This window comes from Aestuariivita sp., assembly GCF_049276915.1.
In the GTDB taxonomy this organism is placed as follows: domain Bacteria; phylum Pseudomonadota; class Alphaproteobacteria; order Rhodobacterales; family Rhodobacteraceae; genus Aestuariivita.
Genome location: NZ_JBASXK010000169.1, coordinates 1 through 16,629, shown reverse-complemented (window position 1 = coordinate 16,629; position 16,629 = coordinate 1). Strand labels below are relative to the sequence as shown.

General features: G+C 57.8%; 18 protein-coding genes and 1 pseudogene. 13 read left to right on the top strand and 6 right to left on the bottom strand.

What is annotated here, in order from left to right; genetic code table 11:
* Window positions 1-17: 17 nt before the first annotated feature.
* A complete protein-coding gene (locus WAO69_RS17850) occupies window positions 18-578 on the bottom strand; it encodes a hypothetical protein (protein WP_422181655.1) in 561 nt (186 codons plus the stop codon).
* 70 nt (window positions 579-648) lie between these two features.
* On the opposite strand from WAO69_RS17850, the gene WAO69_RS17845 reads away from it, so the two are divergent.
* The 6 genes from WAO69_RS17845 (at window position 649) to WAO69_RS17820 (ending at window position 6,885) form a co-directional block, all read left to right on the top strand.
* Window positions 649-939: an SCP2 sterol-binding domain-containing protein gene (locus WAO69_RS17845; RefSeq protein ID WP_422181653.1), complete on the top strand. Its 291-nt coding sequence runs from the start codon at window positions 649-651 to the stop codon at window positions 937-939.
* Window positions 939-1,907 carry an alpha/beta fold hydrolase gene (locus tag WAO69_RS17840; protein ID WP_422181651.1) on the top strand — a complete coding sequence of 323 codons (969 nt, stop codon included), beginning with the start codon at window positions 939-941 and terminating at the stop codon, window positions 1,905-1,907. Before WAO69_RS17845 ends, WAO69_RS17840 begins: the two co-directional genes overlap by 1 nt.
* Before the next feature lie 36 nt (window positions 1,908-1,943).
* The gene (locus WAO69_RS17835) at window positions 1,944-2,954 is read left to right on the top strand and encodes a ligase-associated DNA damage response exonuclease (RefSeq protein WP_422181649.1); all 1,011 of its coding nucleotides are present in this window, start codon (window positions 1,944-1,946) and stop codon (window positions 2,952-2,954) included.
* A complete protein-coding gene (locus WAO69_RS17830) occupies window positions 2,951-4,540 on the top strand; it encodes an ATP-dependent DNA ligase (RefSeq protein WP_422181647.1) in 1,590 nt (529 codons plus the stop codon). The genes WAO69_RS17835 and WAO69_RS17830 overlap by 4 nt, the downstream gene beginning before the upstream one ends.
* A gap of 145 nt (window positions 4,541-4,685) precedes the next feature.
* A complete protein-coding gene (locus WAO69_RS17825; protein WP_422181645.1) occupies window positions 4,686-6,503 on the top strand; it encodes a M3 family oligoendopeptidase in 1,818 nt (605 codons plus the stop codon).
* A 25-nt stretch (window positions 6,504-6,528) separates the two neighbouring features.
* Entirely contained in the window at window positions 6,529-6,885 is a 357-nt protein-coding gene (locus tag WAO69_RS17820; RefSeq protein ID WP_422181684.1) for a YigZ family protein, read from the top strand.
* A 31-nt stretch (window positions 6,886-6,916) separates the two neighbouring features.
* On the opposite strand, the gene WAO69_RS17815 is transcribed toward WAO69_RS17820, so the two are convergent.
* The 3 genes from WAO69_RS17815 to WAO69_RS17805 form a co-directional block, all read right to left on the bottom strand.
* Entirely contained in the window at window positions 6,917-7,186 is a 270-nt protein-coding gene (locus tag WAO69_RS17815) for a DksA/TraR family C4-type zinc finger protein (RefSeq protein ID WP_422181643.1), read from the bottom strand.
* 161 nt (window positions 7,187-7,347) lie between these two features.
* A complete protein-coding gene (gene rpoH, locus WAO69_RS17810; protein WP_422181641.1) occupies window positions 7,348-8,244 on the bottom strand; it encodes an RNA polymerase sigma factor RpoH in 897 nt (298 codons plus the stop codon).
* Between the two features lie 152 nt (window positions 8,245-8,396).
* Window positions 8,397-9,431: an RluA family pseudouridine synthase gene (locus WAO69_RS17805; RefSeq protein WP_422181639.1), complete on the bottom strand. Its 1,035-nt coding sequence runs from the start codon at window positions 9,429-9,431 to the stop codon at window positions 8,397-8,399.
* Between WAO69_RS17805 and WAO69_RS17800 the strand changes: the two genes are divergently transcribed.
* The 7 genes and pseudogenes from WAO69_RS17800 to WAO69_RS17770 form a co-directional block, all read left to right on the top strand.
* A complete protein-coding gene (locus WAO69_RS17800; protein ID WP_422181637.1) occupies window positions 9,430-9,726 on the top strand; it encodes a DUF6476 family protein in 297 nt (98 codons plus the stop codon). The genes WAO69_RS17805 and WAO69_RS17800 overlap by 2 nt on opposite strands.
* A gap of 292 nt (window positions 9,727-10,018) precedes the next feature.
* Window positions 10,019-11,305: a tyrosine-type recombinase/integrase gene (locus tag WAO69_RS17795; protein WP_422181635.1), complete on the top strand. Its 1,287-nt coding sequence runs from the start codon at window positions 10,019-10,021 to the stop codon at window positions 11,303-11,305.
* On the top strand, window positions 11,302-11,814 hold the full coding sequence (locus WAO69_RS17790; protein WP_422181633.1) for a hypothetical protein: 513 nt from the start codon (window positions 11,302-11,304) through the stop codon (window positions 11,812-11,814). The genes WAO69_RS17795 and WAO69_RS17790 overlap by 4 nt, the downstream gene beginning before the upstream one ends.
* Before the next feature lie 154 nt (window positions 11,815-11,968).
* On the top strand, window positions 11,969-12,157 hold the full coding sequence (locus tag WAO69_RS17785; RefSeq protein ID WP_422181631.1) for a hypothetical protein: 189 nt from the start codon (window positions 11,969-11,971) through the stop codon (window positions 12,155-12,157).
* Window positions 12,158-12,235: 78 nt separating this feature from the next.
* Window positions 12,236-12,457, top strand: coding sequence for a hypothetical protein (locus WAO69_RS17780; protein WP_422181629.1), 222 nt, complete (start codon window positions 12,236-12,238; stop codon window positions 12,455-12,457).
* On the top strand, window positions 12,454-12,681 hold the full coding sequence (locus tag WAO69_RS17775) for a hypothetical protein (protein WP_422181627.1): 228 nt from the start codon (window positions 12,454-12,456) through the stop codon (window positions 12,679-12,681). Before WAO69_RS17780 ends, WAO69_RS17775 begins: the two co-directional genes overlap by 4 nt.
* Window positions 12,682-13,427: 746 nt before the next feature.
* A pseudogene (locus WAO69_RS17770) lies at window positions 13,428-13,621 on the top strand (integrase core domain-containing protein); the annotation flags it as partial.
* 3 nt (window positions 13,622-13,624) lie between these two features.
* On the opposite strand, the gene WAO69_RS17765 reads toward WAO69_RS17770, so the two are convergent.
* Window positions 13,625-15,442: a cation transporter gene (locus WAO69_RS17765; protein ID WP_422181625.1), complete on the bottom strand. Its 1,818-nt coding sequence runs from the start codon at window positions 15,440-15,442 to the stop codon at window positions 13,625-13,627.
* 9 nt (window positions 15,443-15,451) lie between these two features.
* Window positions 15,452-16,629, bottom strand: a 1,178-nt coding sequence (locus tag WAO69_RS17760; RefSeq protein ID WP_422181623.1) for an HlyD family efflux transporter periplasmic adaptor subunit, incomplete at its 5' end; no start/stop codon positions are given.

Below are 16,629 nucleotides of genomic sequence, written 5' to 3'. Positions count from 1 at the left end.
CTCCTGATTGTCCCGGCTTAAAGCGAGGTGCCGCTAACGCGCGATTCCAAACGCTCCAGTGCGCTGTCTACTTCCTCATGGAAGGGATGCATAGCCTTGACGCGGGAATAGGCCTCATATGCGCCTTTTTCGTCCCCGAAACTTTCCAGAATTGCGCCAAGTCCAAAAATAGCGTTGTAATTCAAAGGATTAATTGACAGCGCCCGCTCAAGATCAGCAACGGCCGGCCCATAGAGTTCGGCCGCAAAAAATGCCTGCGCACGCCAGTGCCAGCCTTCTGCAAACTCTGGCGCATGATCGGTCAGCGCGGTGAAATGCTCGATCGCAATGTTTGTTTCACCCTCTTCCATCGCTTCGCGTCCACGGCGCAAAAGCAGATCCATCGAAGATGATCCGCTTTTGGACCAGAGCGCCTGCAACTCGCGATCGATGCGCAGAGCGGCCTGTGCATCCGCCTGGGCCAGATCCGCCAAAAGCGCCTCTTCCTCGGCGCTTTGCGCGGCCAGAGGTAAGGAAAACGTGACTAACAGCATAAATGCCGCCACGATACATTTGAGATTGGTGGGTCTAATGTTCATAACACATCAGAGTTTAACCCAGTGCGCCGCAAAATCCAGACGTGGTGCAAACTAAAACGAGAGTGTGAAGATGAGCGATATCCTCAATCAGGCCGTAGCGGAACTGAACAGCAAAATCGCGGCGGCTGGTTTCGACAGCACTGCCAAATTCGAAATTGCAGATGAAGGTGCTATCATCATGGATAGCGAGGGCGCGCGAATCTCCGATGATCCGGCAGACGTTACGCTGTCCGCGGACGCAGACACGTTTCGCTCGATACTGGACGGCGATTTGAACCCCACAAGCGCATTCATGTCCGGCAAACTGACAGTGGACGGTGACATGGGCGTGGCGATGAAACTGGCGTCGGTTCTGGCCTGATGCACTCTGAGGCGGCGCCGTATTTTGCAGAGGTGGCCGAAGGGCCGGACACGGCGGCAGCCTATTGGAGGACCACGTCCGATGGTGTGCGCGTGCGCATTGCCGCCTGGCCTCGGGACAAGGCGCGCGGCACCCTGTTGCTGATGCCGGGGCGCACCGAATATGTTGAAAAATATGCGCGTTTTGCTGAAGAGTTGGGCGCGCATGATTATGCCATGATGGCAATCGACTGGCGCGGTCAGGGGCTGGCAGACAGGTTGCTGGACGACCCCCGCGTCGGGCATGTGGCGTCATTCACCGACTATCAGAAAGACGTCGTCGAAATGGTTGCCCTGGCGAAAGAACTTGACATGCCAAAACCCTGGCATGTTCTGGGCCATTCCATGGGCGGAGCGATCGGCCTGCGCTCGGTGCTTGAGGGGTTGGACGTGTGCAGTGCCACCTTCACCGGGCCAATGTGGGGGATCATCATCGCGCCCGGCATGAGACAGCTTGCCTGGACGCTCTATTATGCCAGCAGTTGGATCGGGCAGTCTCACCGCCTGCCGCCGACCAGAAGCTATGAGAATTACGTCGCAACCTCGCCCTTTGCCGGTAACATGCTGACGAATGATGAGGATATGTGGAATTACATGGCCCGTCAGGTCAACGAGCATCCCGAACTGGCCCTTGGCGGCCCCTCGCTGCGCTGGCTGGGGGAATCCTTGCGCGAATGCCGTTACCTGATGAGCGCGCCCGTCCCGCCCATGCCGGCGATCTGTCTTGTGGGTGAAGAGGAGAGCATCGTTGATCGCGAGCAAATGCGTTTGCGCATGGCAACTTGGCCGGGCGGATCATTCCACATCGTCAACGACGCTCAGCACGAAGTTTTGATGGAAGGACCGGAGATTCGCGCACAGGTTCTCCAGCAGATTCTTGACCTCTTTGCCCGAGGCGAATCGCAGGCCAATGTTTCGCACTCAGCCTGATCTGGCGCGCTGACTTTCGGGCGCTATGATTGGTTCATGGCGCGCGATCCGGTCCTGACCTTCACTGACAAAGGCATCTATTGCCCTGCAGGCGATTTTTACGTCGATCCCTGGCGGCCTGTGCCGCGGGCGCTGATCACCCATGGGCATTCAGATCATGCGCGACCTGGTCACGCAGAGTATCTGACGACGGATCTGGCCGCCCCGGTGATGCGTCACCGATTGGGTGATATAAAAATCGAAACAGTTACTTACGGAAAAAAGATCAGGTTGGGCGAGGCCACTGTTTCGTTTCACCCCGCGGGGCATGTGCCGGGTTCGGCTCAGATAAGAATCGAGGTCGCCGGCGAAGTCTGGGTCGCCTCGGGCGACTACAAGCTGGAAGATGACAGGCTGTCCACACCGTTTGAACCGGTCCGCTGTCACACATTCATCACCGAAAGCACCTTCGGTCTGCCAGTGTTTCGCTGGCGGCCACAGGTCGAAATCGCGCATGAGATCAACGATTGGTGGCGCAGTTGCATCGCGGCGGGAACAACACCGATTCTGGGTGCCTATGCCTTGGGAAAAGCACAAAGATTGCTGTGTCTTCTGGACAGTTCCATCGGCCCTGTTCTCACACATGGCGCGGTCGAGAACACCAATGACGTTCTGCGCGATCAGGGGCTGAGACTTCCCCAGACCACACGGATCACCCCAGATTTGAACCCCGCCGATCATCCCGGCGCACTGGTCCTAGCGACGCCTGCAGCCTTCGGATCCACCTGGGCGCGCAGGTTCGGTCCGGTTTCCACCGGCTTTGCAAGCGGGTGGATGCAATTGCGCGGCGTGCGGCGCAGACGCGCAGCAGATCGTGGGTTTGTGATCTCGGATCATGCGGATTGGAACGGGCTGAACACAGCGATCAGGGAGACTGGCGCAGAAAATATCTATGTTACGCATGGTTACACAGAAATATTCACGCATTGGCTTAATGAGCAGGGATTTCGGGCAAAAGTTATCCCGACCGAATTCGAAGGCGAAACTCTGGATGCGGAAGACGCATGAGAACCTTCGCCGCCCTGTTCACACGTATCGACCAGACCACCAAGACCACCGTCAAAGTGGCTGCTCTTGCAGAGTATTTCGAATCTGCCCCCAAAGAAGATCGCCTGTGGACAATTGCCCTGTTCTCGGGTCGACGTCCAAAGCGGGCCGTGACCACGACCAAACTTCGCGAATGGGCCTCCGAGCGTGCTGGATATCCCTTATGGCTGTTTGAAGAGGCCTATCCGATTGTCGGCGATCTGGCCGAAACCATCGCGTTGTTCCTGCCGCCACCCGACACCGAATCCGACCATAGTTTATCCTATTGGATCAATGTTCTGCGCGATCTTACTGATGCAGATGAAAAGGTGCGGAAAACAACAGTTCTCACTGCATGGAGCCAGCTTGATACGACCTCTCGTTTTCTTTTCAACAAACTGATCACTGGTGGCTTTCGCATCGGGATCAGTCAGAAACTGATGACCCGCGCCTTGGCGCAGGCGACCGGCAAGGACGAGGCGGAACTGGCTCATCGCCTGATGGGCAACTGGTCCCCGGATGACACGAGCTATCACGCGCTGATCGAGGCCGACGATCCCACAGCGGACGCCTCACGCCCCTATCCGTTCTATCTTGCCTATGGGCTGGAGGATGCCCCCGTCGCCCTCGGAGAGCCCATGAACTGGCGGGCCGAGTGGAAGTGGGACGGCATACGTGGCCAATTGATCCTGCGCGGGGGCGCGCACTATGTCTGGTCGCGTGGAGAAGAATTGATCACCGACCGCTTCCCGGAATTCACGCGCGCGCTTGATTATCTGCCTGATGGGACGGTGCTGGATGGCGAGATTCTTGCCTGGGACGGACGGCCAATGCCGTTCAATGCCCTTCAAAAGCGGATCGGGCGCAAAACCGTTCCCAAAAAGCTGCTCACCGAGGCACCGGTGATCCTCTATGCCTATGATCTGCTGGAAGATCGCGGAGAAGACCTGCGCACCCAGCCCTTCGCCACGCGCCGCGCGCGTCTGGAAACCTTGCTGGATGACCTGCCAGCCCAAGCGCCCGTTCGCCTCTCTCCTCAGGTCCAGTTCGAGACCTGGGAACATCTGGCGCAACTGCGCGACACCGCACGGGATGCGCGCGCCGAAGGTTTGATGCTGAAACGATCTGACAGCCCCTATTTATCGGGCCGCAAAAAGGGCGATTGGTGGAAATGGAAGCTGGACCCTCTGACCATTGACGCCGTGTTGATCTATGCTCAGCAGGGCCACGGACGGCGGGCCAATCTGTTTACCGATTTCACCTTTGCCGTCTGGCAAGGCAATGAACTTGTGCCCTTTACCAAAGCCTATTCCGGCCTCACAGATGCCGAGTTTCGCCAGATCACCGCCTGGGTGCGCAAGAACACCCTGCAAAGGTTTGGCCCCGTGCGGCAGGTCACCCCGCACCATGTCTTTGAGATCGCCTTTGAAGGCATTCAGGAAAGCCCGCGCCACAAATCCGGCGTGGCACTGCGATTTCCGCGCATGTCGCGCTGGAGGCAAGACAAACCCCTTCAGGAGGCCAATTCTCTGGACGATCTGAAGGACATACTGCGCAATTTCGGATGATCCCGGCACCTCTGGCGTCATCCAGCAACGCGGACCCGGTCCAACAGTTCACATCACTGTTTGAAACGCCAAAGACGTGGTGTTCTGGTTGTGCCTTCGCGCGCTGCACCTTATCTGAACAAGAACACAATATGAGGTCTTTTTGATGTTCCAGCTTCCCTATCCCATTCGCGATGCCAACGCTTCTGCCGCAGGAGACGGCCTGGGCAATCTGCCCGAGTGGGATCTGAGCGATCTCTACTCTGGTGAGGACGCGCCCGAACTGAAGCGTGATCTGGATTGGCTGGAGGAGGCATGCGCATCCTTTGCCGCGGATTATGAGGGCAAGCTGGCCGGTCTGGATGCGAAGGGCATGCTTGAATGCATCCTGCGTAACGAGCGGATCAATCAGGTGGCCGGACGTATCATGTCCTTTGCAGGCTTGCGGTATTATCAGCTGACCACCGACGCAAGCCGGGCCAAATTCATGTCCGATCTGCAAGAGAAAATCACGAATTACACCACGCCGCTGGTGTTCTTCACGCTCGAGATCAACCGGATCGAAGACGGGATTCTGGACGCGCGTTTTGCAGAAAACGATGATCTCGCGCGCTATAAACCGATCTTTGACCGCATCCGCGCAATGAAGCCCTATCAGCTCAGCGATGAACTCGAGAAATTCCTGCACGACCTCGGCGTGGTTGGCGATGCTTGGGAACGGCTGTTTGACGAGACAATTGCAGGCCTGACCTTTTTCGTGAACGGCGATGAGTTGAACATCGAAGGCACGCTGAACCTGTTGACCGACCAAAACCGCGACATGCGCGAAGCAGCGGCGCGTGAACTGGCGTCGGTCTTTGCCGACAATGTCAAAACCTTCGCCCGTGTGCACAATACGCAAGCCAAAGAAAAAGAAATCATCGACCGCTGGCGCGGCATGCCATCGGCTCAGATGAGCCGTCATCTGTCCAATCAGGTCGAACCCGAAGTCGTCGAGGCCCTGCGCAAAGCCGTCGTCGCCGCCTATCCCAAGCTCAGCCATCGCTATTACGAGCTGAAACGCAAATGGCTGGGTCTGGACAAGATGCAGGTCTGGGACCGCAATGCGCCCCTGCCGATGGAAGACACGCGCATTGTCGGCTGGGATGAAGCCGAAAAGATGGTGATGGACGCATATGGTGCCTTTGATCCGCGCATGGCAGATCTGGCCGAACCGTTTTTCAAGAAGGGCTGGATCGACGCAGGTGTCAAACCCGGCAAGGCTCCGGGTGCCTTTGCCCATCCCACTGTCACCAATGTGCACCCCTATGTCATGCTCAACTACCTGGGCAAACCGCGCGATGTGATGACCTTGGCGCATGAGCTGGGTCACGGCGTGCATCAGGTTCTGGCCGCCGGTCAGGGCGAGATGCTATCCTCAACGCCGCTGACCCTGGCCGAGACGGCCTCCGTCTTTGGCGAGATGCTGACATTCCGGAAAATGCTGGATGGTGCCGAAACGCAGCAACAGCGCAAGATCCTGCTGGCCGGTAAAGTCGAGGATATGATCAATACCGTGATCCGCCAGATCGCTTTTTACGACTTCGAGTGCAAACTGCATGAGGCTCGCCGCGCCGGAGAGCTGACACCAGAGGACATCAACGCGATCTGGATGAGCATTCAGGGTGAAAGCCTTGGCCCTGCCTTCGAATTCATGGAGGGTTATGAAACCTTCTGGGCGTATATTCCGCATTTCGTGCATTCGCCGTTTTACGTGTATGCCTATGCCTTTGGTGACGGCCTGGTGAACGCACTTTATTCGGTCTATGCCGAAGGCGATGACGGTTTCGTCGAAAAGTACTTCGATATGCTCAAAGCAGGCGGGTCCAAGCATCACAAGGAACTGCTTGCGCCCTTCGGTCTTGATGCCTCTGACCCGGCCTTCTGGGACAAGGGTCTGAGCATGATCGCAGGCTTCATCGATGAGCTGGAAGCCATGGAGTGAGCCGTTCCGGGCTCATGGCGACAGCATGCTCATTCTGGACAACATCATCAGCGATCGCGGCTCGAAATACGCGGTCGCGGGTGGTCCATGCACGTCCGAGGCTGAGGCCAGGGCGTTTCTCAAAGAGCTCAAGCGCAGCAAGAAATTTGCCCGCGCTACACATAACAGCTGGGGTCTGATCACACCCACCGCCCCGCTGAAATCAGATGACGGTGAAACCGGTGCCGGCAATGTCATTCTGCGCATGCTGGAACGCGACGGGATCACAAACCATATCATCGTGGTCACGCGCTGGTATGGCGGCAAGCATCTGGGCGGCGACAGGTTTCGTCATGTGCAGACAGCCGTCCGGACCTATCTGGAGGCCTTGAACGACCGCTAGGTCAAAATGGCGGTGTCGTGCGCCCTAAGGCTCACTTCAGCTGGCTGTCCTTGGATCCACGCCGGTTGATCCCTCCACGAGACCTGTGGGCGCTGTCCCTCTCCTGCTGGCAGTCAATGCAGAGCTTCACGCCGGGCAAGGCCACCCGGCGGGCTTCGGGAATCTGTTCTTCGCATTCGGCGCAATGGGTCAGGCTCTGACCGACAGGCGCGCGTCGCGCCTTGAGACGGGCCAGCTCATCGTTGATCGAGGCTTCGATCTGTTCACTCACCGCGCCGTCTTTTGCCCAGCCGCCTGCCATGTTCTCCTCCCGGTATGATCCTTATTCTAGCACGACAGCAAAGCCTTCGGGCAAGCCCATGTTCGGACGGGTCGTGTCGCACATAACCCATCCGACACCAAAACGGCCCCGGTTGATAAAACCGAGGCCGCTTGTGGGGCATGACATAGGCGCTCGAGGGGTTACGCAGATGTCAGCATACCCTTTTCCTTTGCCAGATCGCGCATGCGCTTTTGCAGTTTTTCAAATGCGCGCACTTCGATCTGGCGGATACGTTCACGGCTGACGTTGTACTCGCTCGACAATTCCTCAAGCGTCAGCGGCTGATCCGCCAGACGACGCTTGGTGAGAATGTCCTTTTCGCGATCATTCAGCACCCCATAGGCAGAAACCAACAGCTCGCGCCTGGCCGTCAACTCATCGCGTTTCTCATAATCCGCAGCCTGATCAGCATCTTCGTCTTCAAGCCAGTCCTGCCATTGCATCGTGCCCTCGCCTTCAGAGCCGACGGTCGCGTTCAACGAAGCATCTCCGCCCGACATGCGCCGGTTCATCGAGATAACCTCGTCCTCGGTCACCCCTAGATCGGTGGCAATGCGTTTGACGTTTTCGGGCCGCAGATCGCCTTCTTCCAGGGCACCAATCTTGGCCTTGGCCTTACGCAGATTGAAGAACAGCTTCTTCTGTGCACTTGTCGTGCCCAGTTTCACCAGCGACCAGGACCGCAGGATGTATTCCTGGATCGATGCACGAATCCACCACATGGCGTAGGTCGCCAGACGGAACCCGCGCTCCGGATCGAACCGCTTGACCGCCTGCATCAGGCCGACATTCGCTTCTGAAATCACTTCGGCCTGTGGCAATCCGTATCCGCGATACCCCATGGCGATTTTCGCCGCCAGACGCAGGTGCGACGTGACCATCTGATGTGCCGCTTCAGTGTCCTGTTCCTCGACCCAGCGCTTGGCCAGCATATATTCCTGCTCGGGTTCCAGCAGAGGAAACTTGCGGATCTCCTGCATGTACCGATTCAGCCCACCTTCCGGTGATGGTGCTGGCAGATTTGCATAGTTTGCCATGTGATGCCCCTCACGATGTTTACTGTATTAACATGCAATATGTGGTGCGCTCTTTCCCATTTCAAGGTGTGAACCCGCCGCTCTTGATACATATTGAACCGTTTAGTTCATGTTACCAGAGATATGACCAAGCGCTCACGCGCATGTGCGCTTCATTGCAAAGCTGTGCGCAATGCCAAAAGCAGATCGTTCATGTCCTGAGGAATATCGGCCTCAAACCGGATTTCCTCACCGCTGACCGGGTGAACAAAACCCAGAACCGCTGCATGCAGTGCCTGTCGCGGGAAGGCCGAGACCGCGTCCAATGCGGTTTGCGACAGCGCTTTTGCAGGGAGTTTGCGTTTTCCGCCATAGACCGGATCCCCGATCAAACCGTGCCCTGCATGCGCCAGATGAACACGGATCTGATGGGTACGGCCGGTCTCAAGCCAACACTCGACCAGTGCAACAGTTGCAGGGGTGCCAAAGCGCTCGATCACGCGCGCGCGCGTAACCGCGTGACGTCCATTGGAAAACAGCACCGCCTGCCTTTGCCGGTCCGTCTTGTGGCGGGCCAGTTGCGTTGTCAGTTTCAGAATATTGCCCGGCTCGAAATTCACCCCGCGAATGCCGCGCAGACGCGGATCATTCGCGTCTGGCACGCCATACACCACGGCTTTGTAATAGCGCTCAACCGTATGGGCTGCGAATTGGGCGGCAAGACCCTGATGCGCGGCGTCCGTCTTGGCCACGACCAGCAGGCCGCTCGTCTCCTTGTCGATCCGGTGCACGATCCCCGGCCGCTTGACCCCGCCAACACCCGACAGGCTCTCCCCGCAATGCGCCAGCAGCGCATTGACCAGCGTGCCTGAGGGTGTTCCGGGTGCGGGATGAACCACCATGCCCGCAGGCTTGTTCACGACGATCAGATCATCATCCTCGAACACCACGACCAGCGGGATGTGTTCCGGGCCGATATGGCTCTCTTCGCTCTCTGATACGGTAATCTCGACCGTGTCACCCTCTGCCACACGGGCTTTCGGCGCTGAGACCACCGCGCCATTCACGGCCACGGCTCCGTCTTCGATCAACCTTGCCAGTCGCGTGCGCGACAGCAACACGCTCTCTGGCACATCGCGCGCCAAGGCCTTATCAAGGCGCGGTGGCGGATCAGCCGCAATGGTGAAACGAACACAGGATGTGCCCATGGAAGGCCCCTCGGAAAACCTGCCCGAGCCGGCGAATCTGCGCTTCCTGCGCCGATTGGTGACCCTGCTGACAGTGGTGATGATTGGCGGGCTTGTAGTCATCACAAGCCTGATTGTCATCCGTTTCTCGCAAACCGGCCCAGCGCTGCCCGATCAGATCACCCTGCCCGATGGAACAACTGCCGAAACCTTCACCAAGGGCCGTGGCTGGTATGGTGTCGTTACCACAGACAACCAAATTCTGATTTTTGATCAGCTGACCGGTGCACTCAGGCAGACCATAGAGATCGAATAAGTGATATCGGGAAAAATGGTACCGCCTCCCCGGCTTGAACGGGGGACCTCTGGATCCACAATCTCGATTCATGGGTAATACGGGGTAGCATCAGCACCCACGGTACCATAAAAATAAGGGGTTTTGCAAAACGGTCTTGCACCGTGTTTCAATTTATCAGTTGCAAAATCGTTCCATAGAACGCATTTTGACCTCCACGGATCAAGAGGTCCGAAGCAAATCGGCCCGACCGAGTGGTGACACACTCGCCCGGGCCTGATCACGACGATGGCTATAGGAAAGGAGCATCGCCATGACTGGGGAAGTTATCCCGATTCACACCGTGCGGGGCAAGAGCGCCGCCGAAACATTCGAGTTCACCAAGACACGGCTCAACGCCTTCCTGGCGGATGGCCAGGGCAGCGGCCTGGCGCGCGATACCATAACCCGCGGATTAGTGTGCCGGCGAGGCAAGAGAGGCGCTGTGCTGGCCGTGGAGCGGCGGATCGACGGTAAGCTGCACCGCGTCACCCTGACCGAGTACGGCCCCTCCACGAGCCTAAAAGACCTGCGGGGAGAGGCCGAAGACCTTATGGCCGCGCTCCGCGCAGGCACCCATGTGCCCCGCAAGACCAAAGCCAAGCAGGCGCGCAAGACAGTCCAAGCCAAGGGCATGACGCTGGGCGAAGCCTTCGCCTTGCATCGCGAGGCCAACCCGCAAGTGCGGGACAGTACCATCGTCACCTATGCCTACGGGCTGATGCGGTTTGCAGGCATCGACACCGCTGATCGGGACGCCCGCGGCAAGGCAGACCCGGTCGCCACGGCGAAGGGGATCCGCGTGTCCATTGCCGACATCGACGGCACGAAGGTGCGGAGCGCCTACGACAGGGTTCTGGACGAGACCAGCGCAGGGACCGCCGCATCCATGTTGCGGAGCCTGCGGGCGATCTGGAACACATGGGCCGATGAGACAGAACATGACGGCCGCAACCCTGTCGAGCGGCTGACCAAGAAGCGGAACCGCGTGGCACGGGCCCAGCCACGGACGGGGGCCATCCCGCCGGCAGAACGGCGCGGCTGGTATGACGCCCTCGAGCGGCTGACAAAGACCTCTGCCAGCTTCAACACCGCCCGCGCGCTCCAGTTCCTATTCCTGACAGGTATGCGCCGCGATGAGGTGCTGGGCCTGTCATGGGCCGAGATCGACGGCGACAGCCTGACCGTGCCCGGGGAGCGCATGAAGTCAGGGCAGCTGCTGACCCGCCCCATCACCCGCGAGATGCAGCGGATCCTGACCGAGCAACGCAAGATGAACCCCAATAGCCAATGGGTGTTCCCTGCCTCGCGCGGCGGTGGTCGCCTGACCGATACCCGCAAGACCCTGCGGAAGCTGACGCCGATCGTCATGAACCATGATTTGAGACGTGGCTACATCGTCGCCGGTGCCCTCGCCAATGTGCCCGAGGTCGCGGTGAAGCTACTGGTCGGACACTCGATCAGCGACATAACGGAAACCTATGCCACGGCGATCCGCAGCGAGTTGCCAGAACTCGCGCAGCGGATCGAAGATGAACTTATGCGGGAGGTGGCGCAATGACCTTCCTGCAACCACGCCCCGGTGCCCAGTGCGAGATCCGCGACCGTTGGGGCAAGACTTTCCTGATCGAATGGCCAGATGAGGATCATCCGGTGCGAGTGTGGCGGCTGACGGAAAACGGTATCCTGCCCGCCGATAGCGCCGACGCTGCAGATCTCCTGTACGCACTGTCCGAAGAAAAGATGATGGCCGAACGCTACGGGCGTGACCTACCTGCGCCTGAAGTGATGATCTGGCCGAAGCCCGACACGCCTGCAGCCCAGCCAAACCCCAAGCCCACGTCCGCGCAACAAAGGCGCACAGCCGCCCTCGCGTCCCTTCTCAGCCGATGGGCGGCTGACGGGCGCGCGGTAATGGGGGACGGCGTGTGTCGGGTACTAGGGCCGCGTGACGCCCTTGCGGTAGAGTTCCACCCGGCAACGAGTGTGGAGGCGTCTGTGAAGGCGCTGGGCCGCGCGCGCAAGGGTCTGCCCTACAGGCTGGAATTCGGCGGATCAGGCAAACCTTAAGCGTATAGTTCTGTTCGTGTGCCATGCAGGGGGACGGGGGGACGTGTCCCCCATTGTCCCCCATCGTCCCCTATTTTCATGTTTGGCATCAGGTTATGTGATTCGTCACAAGCCGACCCCATCCAGTGGCGGTGTAAAACAGGAGACGGAGACAATGATCGCCGAAGCACAGACCGAACGCCGGGACTTCAAGATCCCCGGTAAGACGTACAACCTGACAGAAGCAGAGAAGGCAGCCCGCATCGGGATGTCGGCAAGCTACCTTCAGAAAGACCGTCAGCGCGCACAGCCTGAGATCGACTTCGCCCGCTTCGGGCGCGCGATCCGGTATTCCGCCGACTAACCCATCACCCAAACAGCACTGACCTGCAACAACCGCTTCCTGCGGCCCGGTGAAGTGCGTCCAAAAGGAGACGACCCAATGAATACCCGTGAAGACATCATCGAGAACGCGACGACGATCATCGCCAAGACCCGCAAGGCCCTCGACCATGCCGAAGCCGGGATTGCCGCTGCGGACCTCGCTGGCATGCACGCCGTACTCAGCGAGCTTGAGCTCGCCCTGCAGGATGGACGCTTGAAGGCAGAGTGGGCCCGCAAGAATGCGTCCCTCCTGGCGGCATGCGAACAGGTGGCAGCATGACCATCAAATTAACCGCCGGCGAAGACGTGTACGACCTCGACTTCGACCCGGCGCACCATGCAACCGCCGAGGAGGCCGCCAAGGCCTATGCCGCAGCCCTGCGAAGGCTGGGCTACGCCGCTGACCTGATGCCGCCTGACGCCGCCAGTCGGGAGGAGGATGAGCAACACTGGGCGGTGGCATGCGAAGGCCTTCCGGACGACGACTGCGTCCATGGCGGCTGACGGTCATGCCTATTTGGCAGATCAATTCGACCGGCTGAAGCTGCTCTGTGACCAAGCCATTGCCCGCCATGCTGAAGCTGTGTGGCGCGCCCCAGAAAGGATGACAGCGTGATGCGCGGTCCGAAATGGGGTCTGCAGCCAAGAAATTCTGCCGTGCGGAATTTTGTGGCGAAGTACTTATCAAATCAGCCTGGTGATTTTGCATCACCCCATGTCAACGGGTCTGCGTCATGCTGGTGAGTGAGGTCGTCGGTGAGACGTGGCGCAAGCAGCACCCCAAGCCTAGGCCGCTGCCCATCCCCAAGCAGACCAAACCCAAATCAAGACTTCAGCTAAAACCGCGCCGCAAACCCCGCCCGTTCAACGAGCCCAAGCCGGACGAACTCAGTTGAAGGCGTCTGCGACGCGCTGTGCGGGCCCTGTGTGTATCGACCTTATGCGCACGCTGGCCCATGTAGCGAGCAACACCTGTTGGCGCTGTACGCACGTTTTTGACCAGTTTTGCCCACATCTTGTGCGGAACCTCAGCTGTTGTGCTATCGGTTGACCTAAAGGCTGGAATGCATAGCGAAATTGCCCTAGCCTGCCCATGAGCCAAGAGACGTTACACATAGGATCTTGTTGTTCAACTTGACCTGAATGCAAGTAGGCATATTGACGCGGGAAAAAAATACCTAACTTACTTCCTTTTTCGAAAATCGGGGCGGAAGCTTTATGGCCGCTTTCGTCCAGCTGACGGATATCAGAGACCGAAGAAGAACGCTTATGTCGAGCGCGACACCCGGACGGTCCGGCACGAATGGCTGGACCTCGACATCTTTGAAACCACCCACGAGATCAACAGATCGCAACCGGATGCCTTTGGACGTAAAACACCGAACGCCCCAAAATCGGCATCGGCGGGATTACACCCGACATGAAGCTGAAAATGGACGCATGAGTTCTACAGGTGCGCCCCGTTAAAGCGGGAAGGATTGCCAAGGCTGATCGATACAGACAGCCAAGAAAATCGGGAGGCCACCGCTTGCCTCACTTCAGAAACAAATCTCCTGAAATCTGACAGCGAAGAGCTGCCCGGCACGCACACATCCAGATGAACAAACACGACACCTCCGACACGGCGTGCGCGGACATCGACGACTGTGCCGAAATCCCTCGAAATTTTTGACGTCGCGTATCGCAGATCTGCTTCAGCGGCAGGTGTGATGGGATAATCGATGATGTCGAGCACGGCGAGATACGCGTATTTGCCGCCGCAAACCAGCAAGACAGATGCAAGGCTCAAAACTGCAATCGAGCACAGAAGCGTCGACAAGATCGCGTCGCTGGTCAAAGCGGTAGCGGTCGAGACTGCAAACAGAACGCCCGAAACAACTACACGCGACGTGCGAGTGCTGGAGGTACGGTCGCATTTCGGTCGCGTGTCTGCCGGGACAAGCAAGACCGAGGCCAGGCAAAAAAGGAAATACACCGCAGAACCGCCCGCTGCGAAGGCAAGGTCCGCCTGCGGTATCGTTTCAACTATGCTGTGCGTAGGTGACAGCACATTGACGAGCAACCAGATGCCCGCCGCGACCGAAAGCCCGGACGACCCCAGACGTGCTGCCTGCTGGAGCTTCTCACCACCAAACTCGTAAAGGTGCGCCCCTTTTCCCGAAACATGTGCCAGGGCAAGCCTGTCTACGAGGTCCGCTATCAGCAAAAGAGAAGCAACGACCACAAGCCCCTGCAGAATCGGGCTGGCAAGAAACAGGTTCGATCCCAACAACAAGACCAGCAAAAGCGCTTCGCTCACGATCATCACGCCCCAGCGCCTCTCAAGGACTGGAACAGTCTGGACAGGTTGAGAGGCTGTTTCAACATCTGCCACGATGGTGACGTCGACATCCGGGAACTGTTTGGCAAGATCGCGCCAGATGTATTCAGACGATTTCAAAACGTCACCCGTCGACCCGAATGCAGCCAAGCCTGCCCGCAACTCAACGTCATATCTGCTGCCATTGCGTCTTGTGCGACGGAGCGTGAACGCAGATGGATCCAAATGCGCGGCACGCAGGCGCGCGTTCACCGCATTTTTTATCTCTGTGTCCATCGAATGATCCAGCAAATCAGGGATCGATCCGCCGACCATCCGCACTCCGATAACCAATTGCAAACATACCACGAATGCCCCACCAAGCGCATCGAATGACATTGCCAGGACCGGATCATTCGCAAGGGCTGCAATCGTAACGGTTCCCTGAACAAACAGAGAAGACAGTGTTTTTACTCCACGGGCGCGAAGCTGTGCCTTAAAGACCACGCCATCGTCAGAGCTGGCAGCATTTCTCATTGCCAGAAAGCCCAATACGTTGATCAGCGTATTTGCACCATTTACAATAGCAGCTATAGCTAGCCCCATCGGAGTGGCTGTGCTCCCACCAAGGACGATCAAGCTAGAGATATGATCTGCAATCCAGAGCGCACTCAGGATCAACGCAGACCCAATCAAGAGATTGCAGAACTGTTCGAGCTTGGCAATTCCGAAACGAAAGCGCCCAAGCCGTTCACGATGAATGGAACGCAGTATCGCGTATGAATAAAACTCGGCGCATAGCATCAGTGTCCCGCGCACAGCCTCGCTGATCACGGTCATGGACAAGGTTGCAAATCCGGTAATGAATAGAAACACGCAGATCACGGCATCTGCGAGCGCCGTGTTTAGAACCGATGCCTCCTTCGCGCGCTCATCACGGGTTGGCTGCCTGCCATCTTTCAGCATCTTTCGGCCCTACAACCGAAGCCGGGCCCTGATTACTTCAATCAGACCAATTTCGGGAAAATCGACATATGCTCCGCGTCCGACTGGGCATGTTTCGAACTCATCGGACAGATGACTGATGTCCAGAAGAACCTGTGCAACACCTTCGTGCCGCCCCTTTGCGACTGCAGCAAGATCGTCTCTTGCAAGTGTGGAAGCTGAACCACGTGTGATGATGACCTGTCCTGAATAAACGCTCTTTGCGCCTTCAAGAATGACCTGTGCTTCCATTCCAGGCTTTATGAGCGCAACCGTGGCATCGCTCACAGGCACGTCGATCTTCAGAAAAGAACAATCGATCCAAGTGAAGAGAGGATCCCCTGACCGAACCTCCGCACCACGCGCAACATGGCGGCTCCATATTACGCCGTTCTCGGGCAGCGAGATTGCGACGTTGGACAAGCGCTGAAATTCTGCCTTTGTATCCTCGTACTGAGCCTTTGCGGTGCGCAAGGCGATTTCCGCCCGCCGCATTTCCAAGCGCGCATTTTTCTTTTCTATTTTCAACTCGATTCGAGACCCGCGAACCCAGGACGGGTCCTCACCGAATTCGGTCAGAAAAACACCGCTCTGAGCAGACGCCAGCCGGAATTTATCTTTCTCCAGTTCAGTTGCGATATTGGTCAACTGCAACTCAAGATCAGAAACTCGGAGCGCCGCTTCATCTGCGGAGTTCCTTGCCAATGCTCCACGTCGCGCGAGTTCCTCTTCCCGATCAGCAATCTTGCTAATAGCCTCGAGCTGCTTCAGAGTAATATCAAAATTCGTGGCTAGGCTCTCGATCTGGATAACCAACTGCTGCCTGAATGCTTCAGCAAACTCTGATTTCAGGACTGAGCGATCGCGCTCGATCTCTTCGATGCTCGAGAGAAAGTTTTCCCATTCCTGGATCATACGCTCCTGATATTCGACCTGGTTTTCAGCCTTAATCAACGAGGCCCGGGACAAATACAGGTTCTTAATCCGCAGAACAACTTTTTCACCTTCAGCATCATCTTCCATAGAAAAATCATCAAACTCGACGATCCCATCGATTGGTGACGTGATGGTGTATGCCCAAGACGTCACCGCCGCGTCGCGCACGACGGTCGACACGAGGTACGGTCCGATCATCCAAAGTGAGTAGGCAAAGAAGGACAGAACAATCA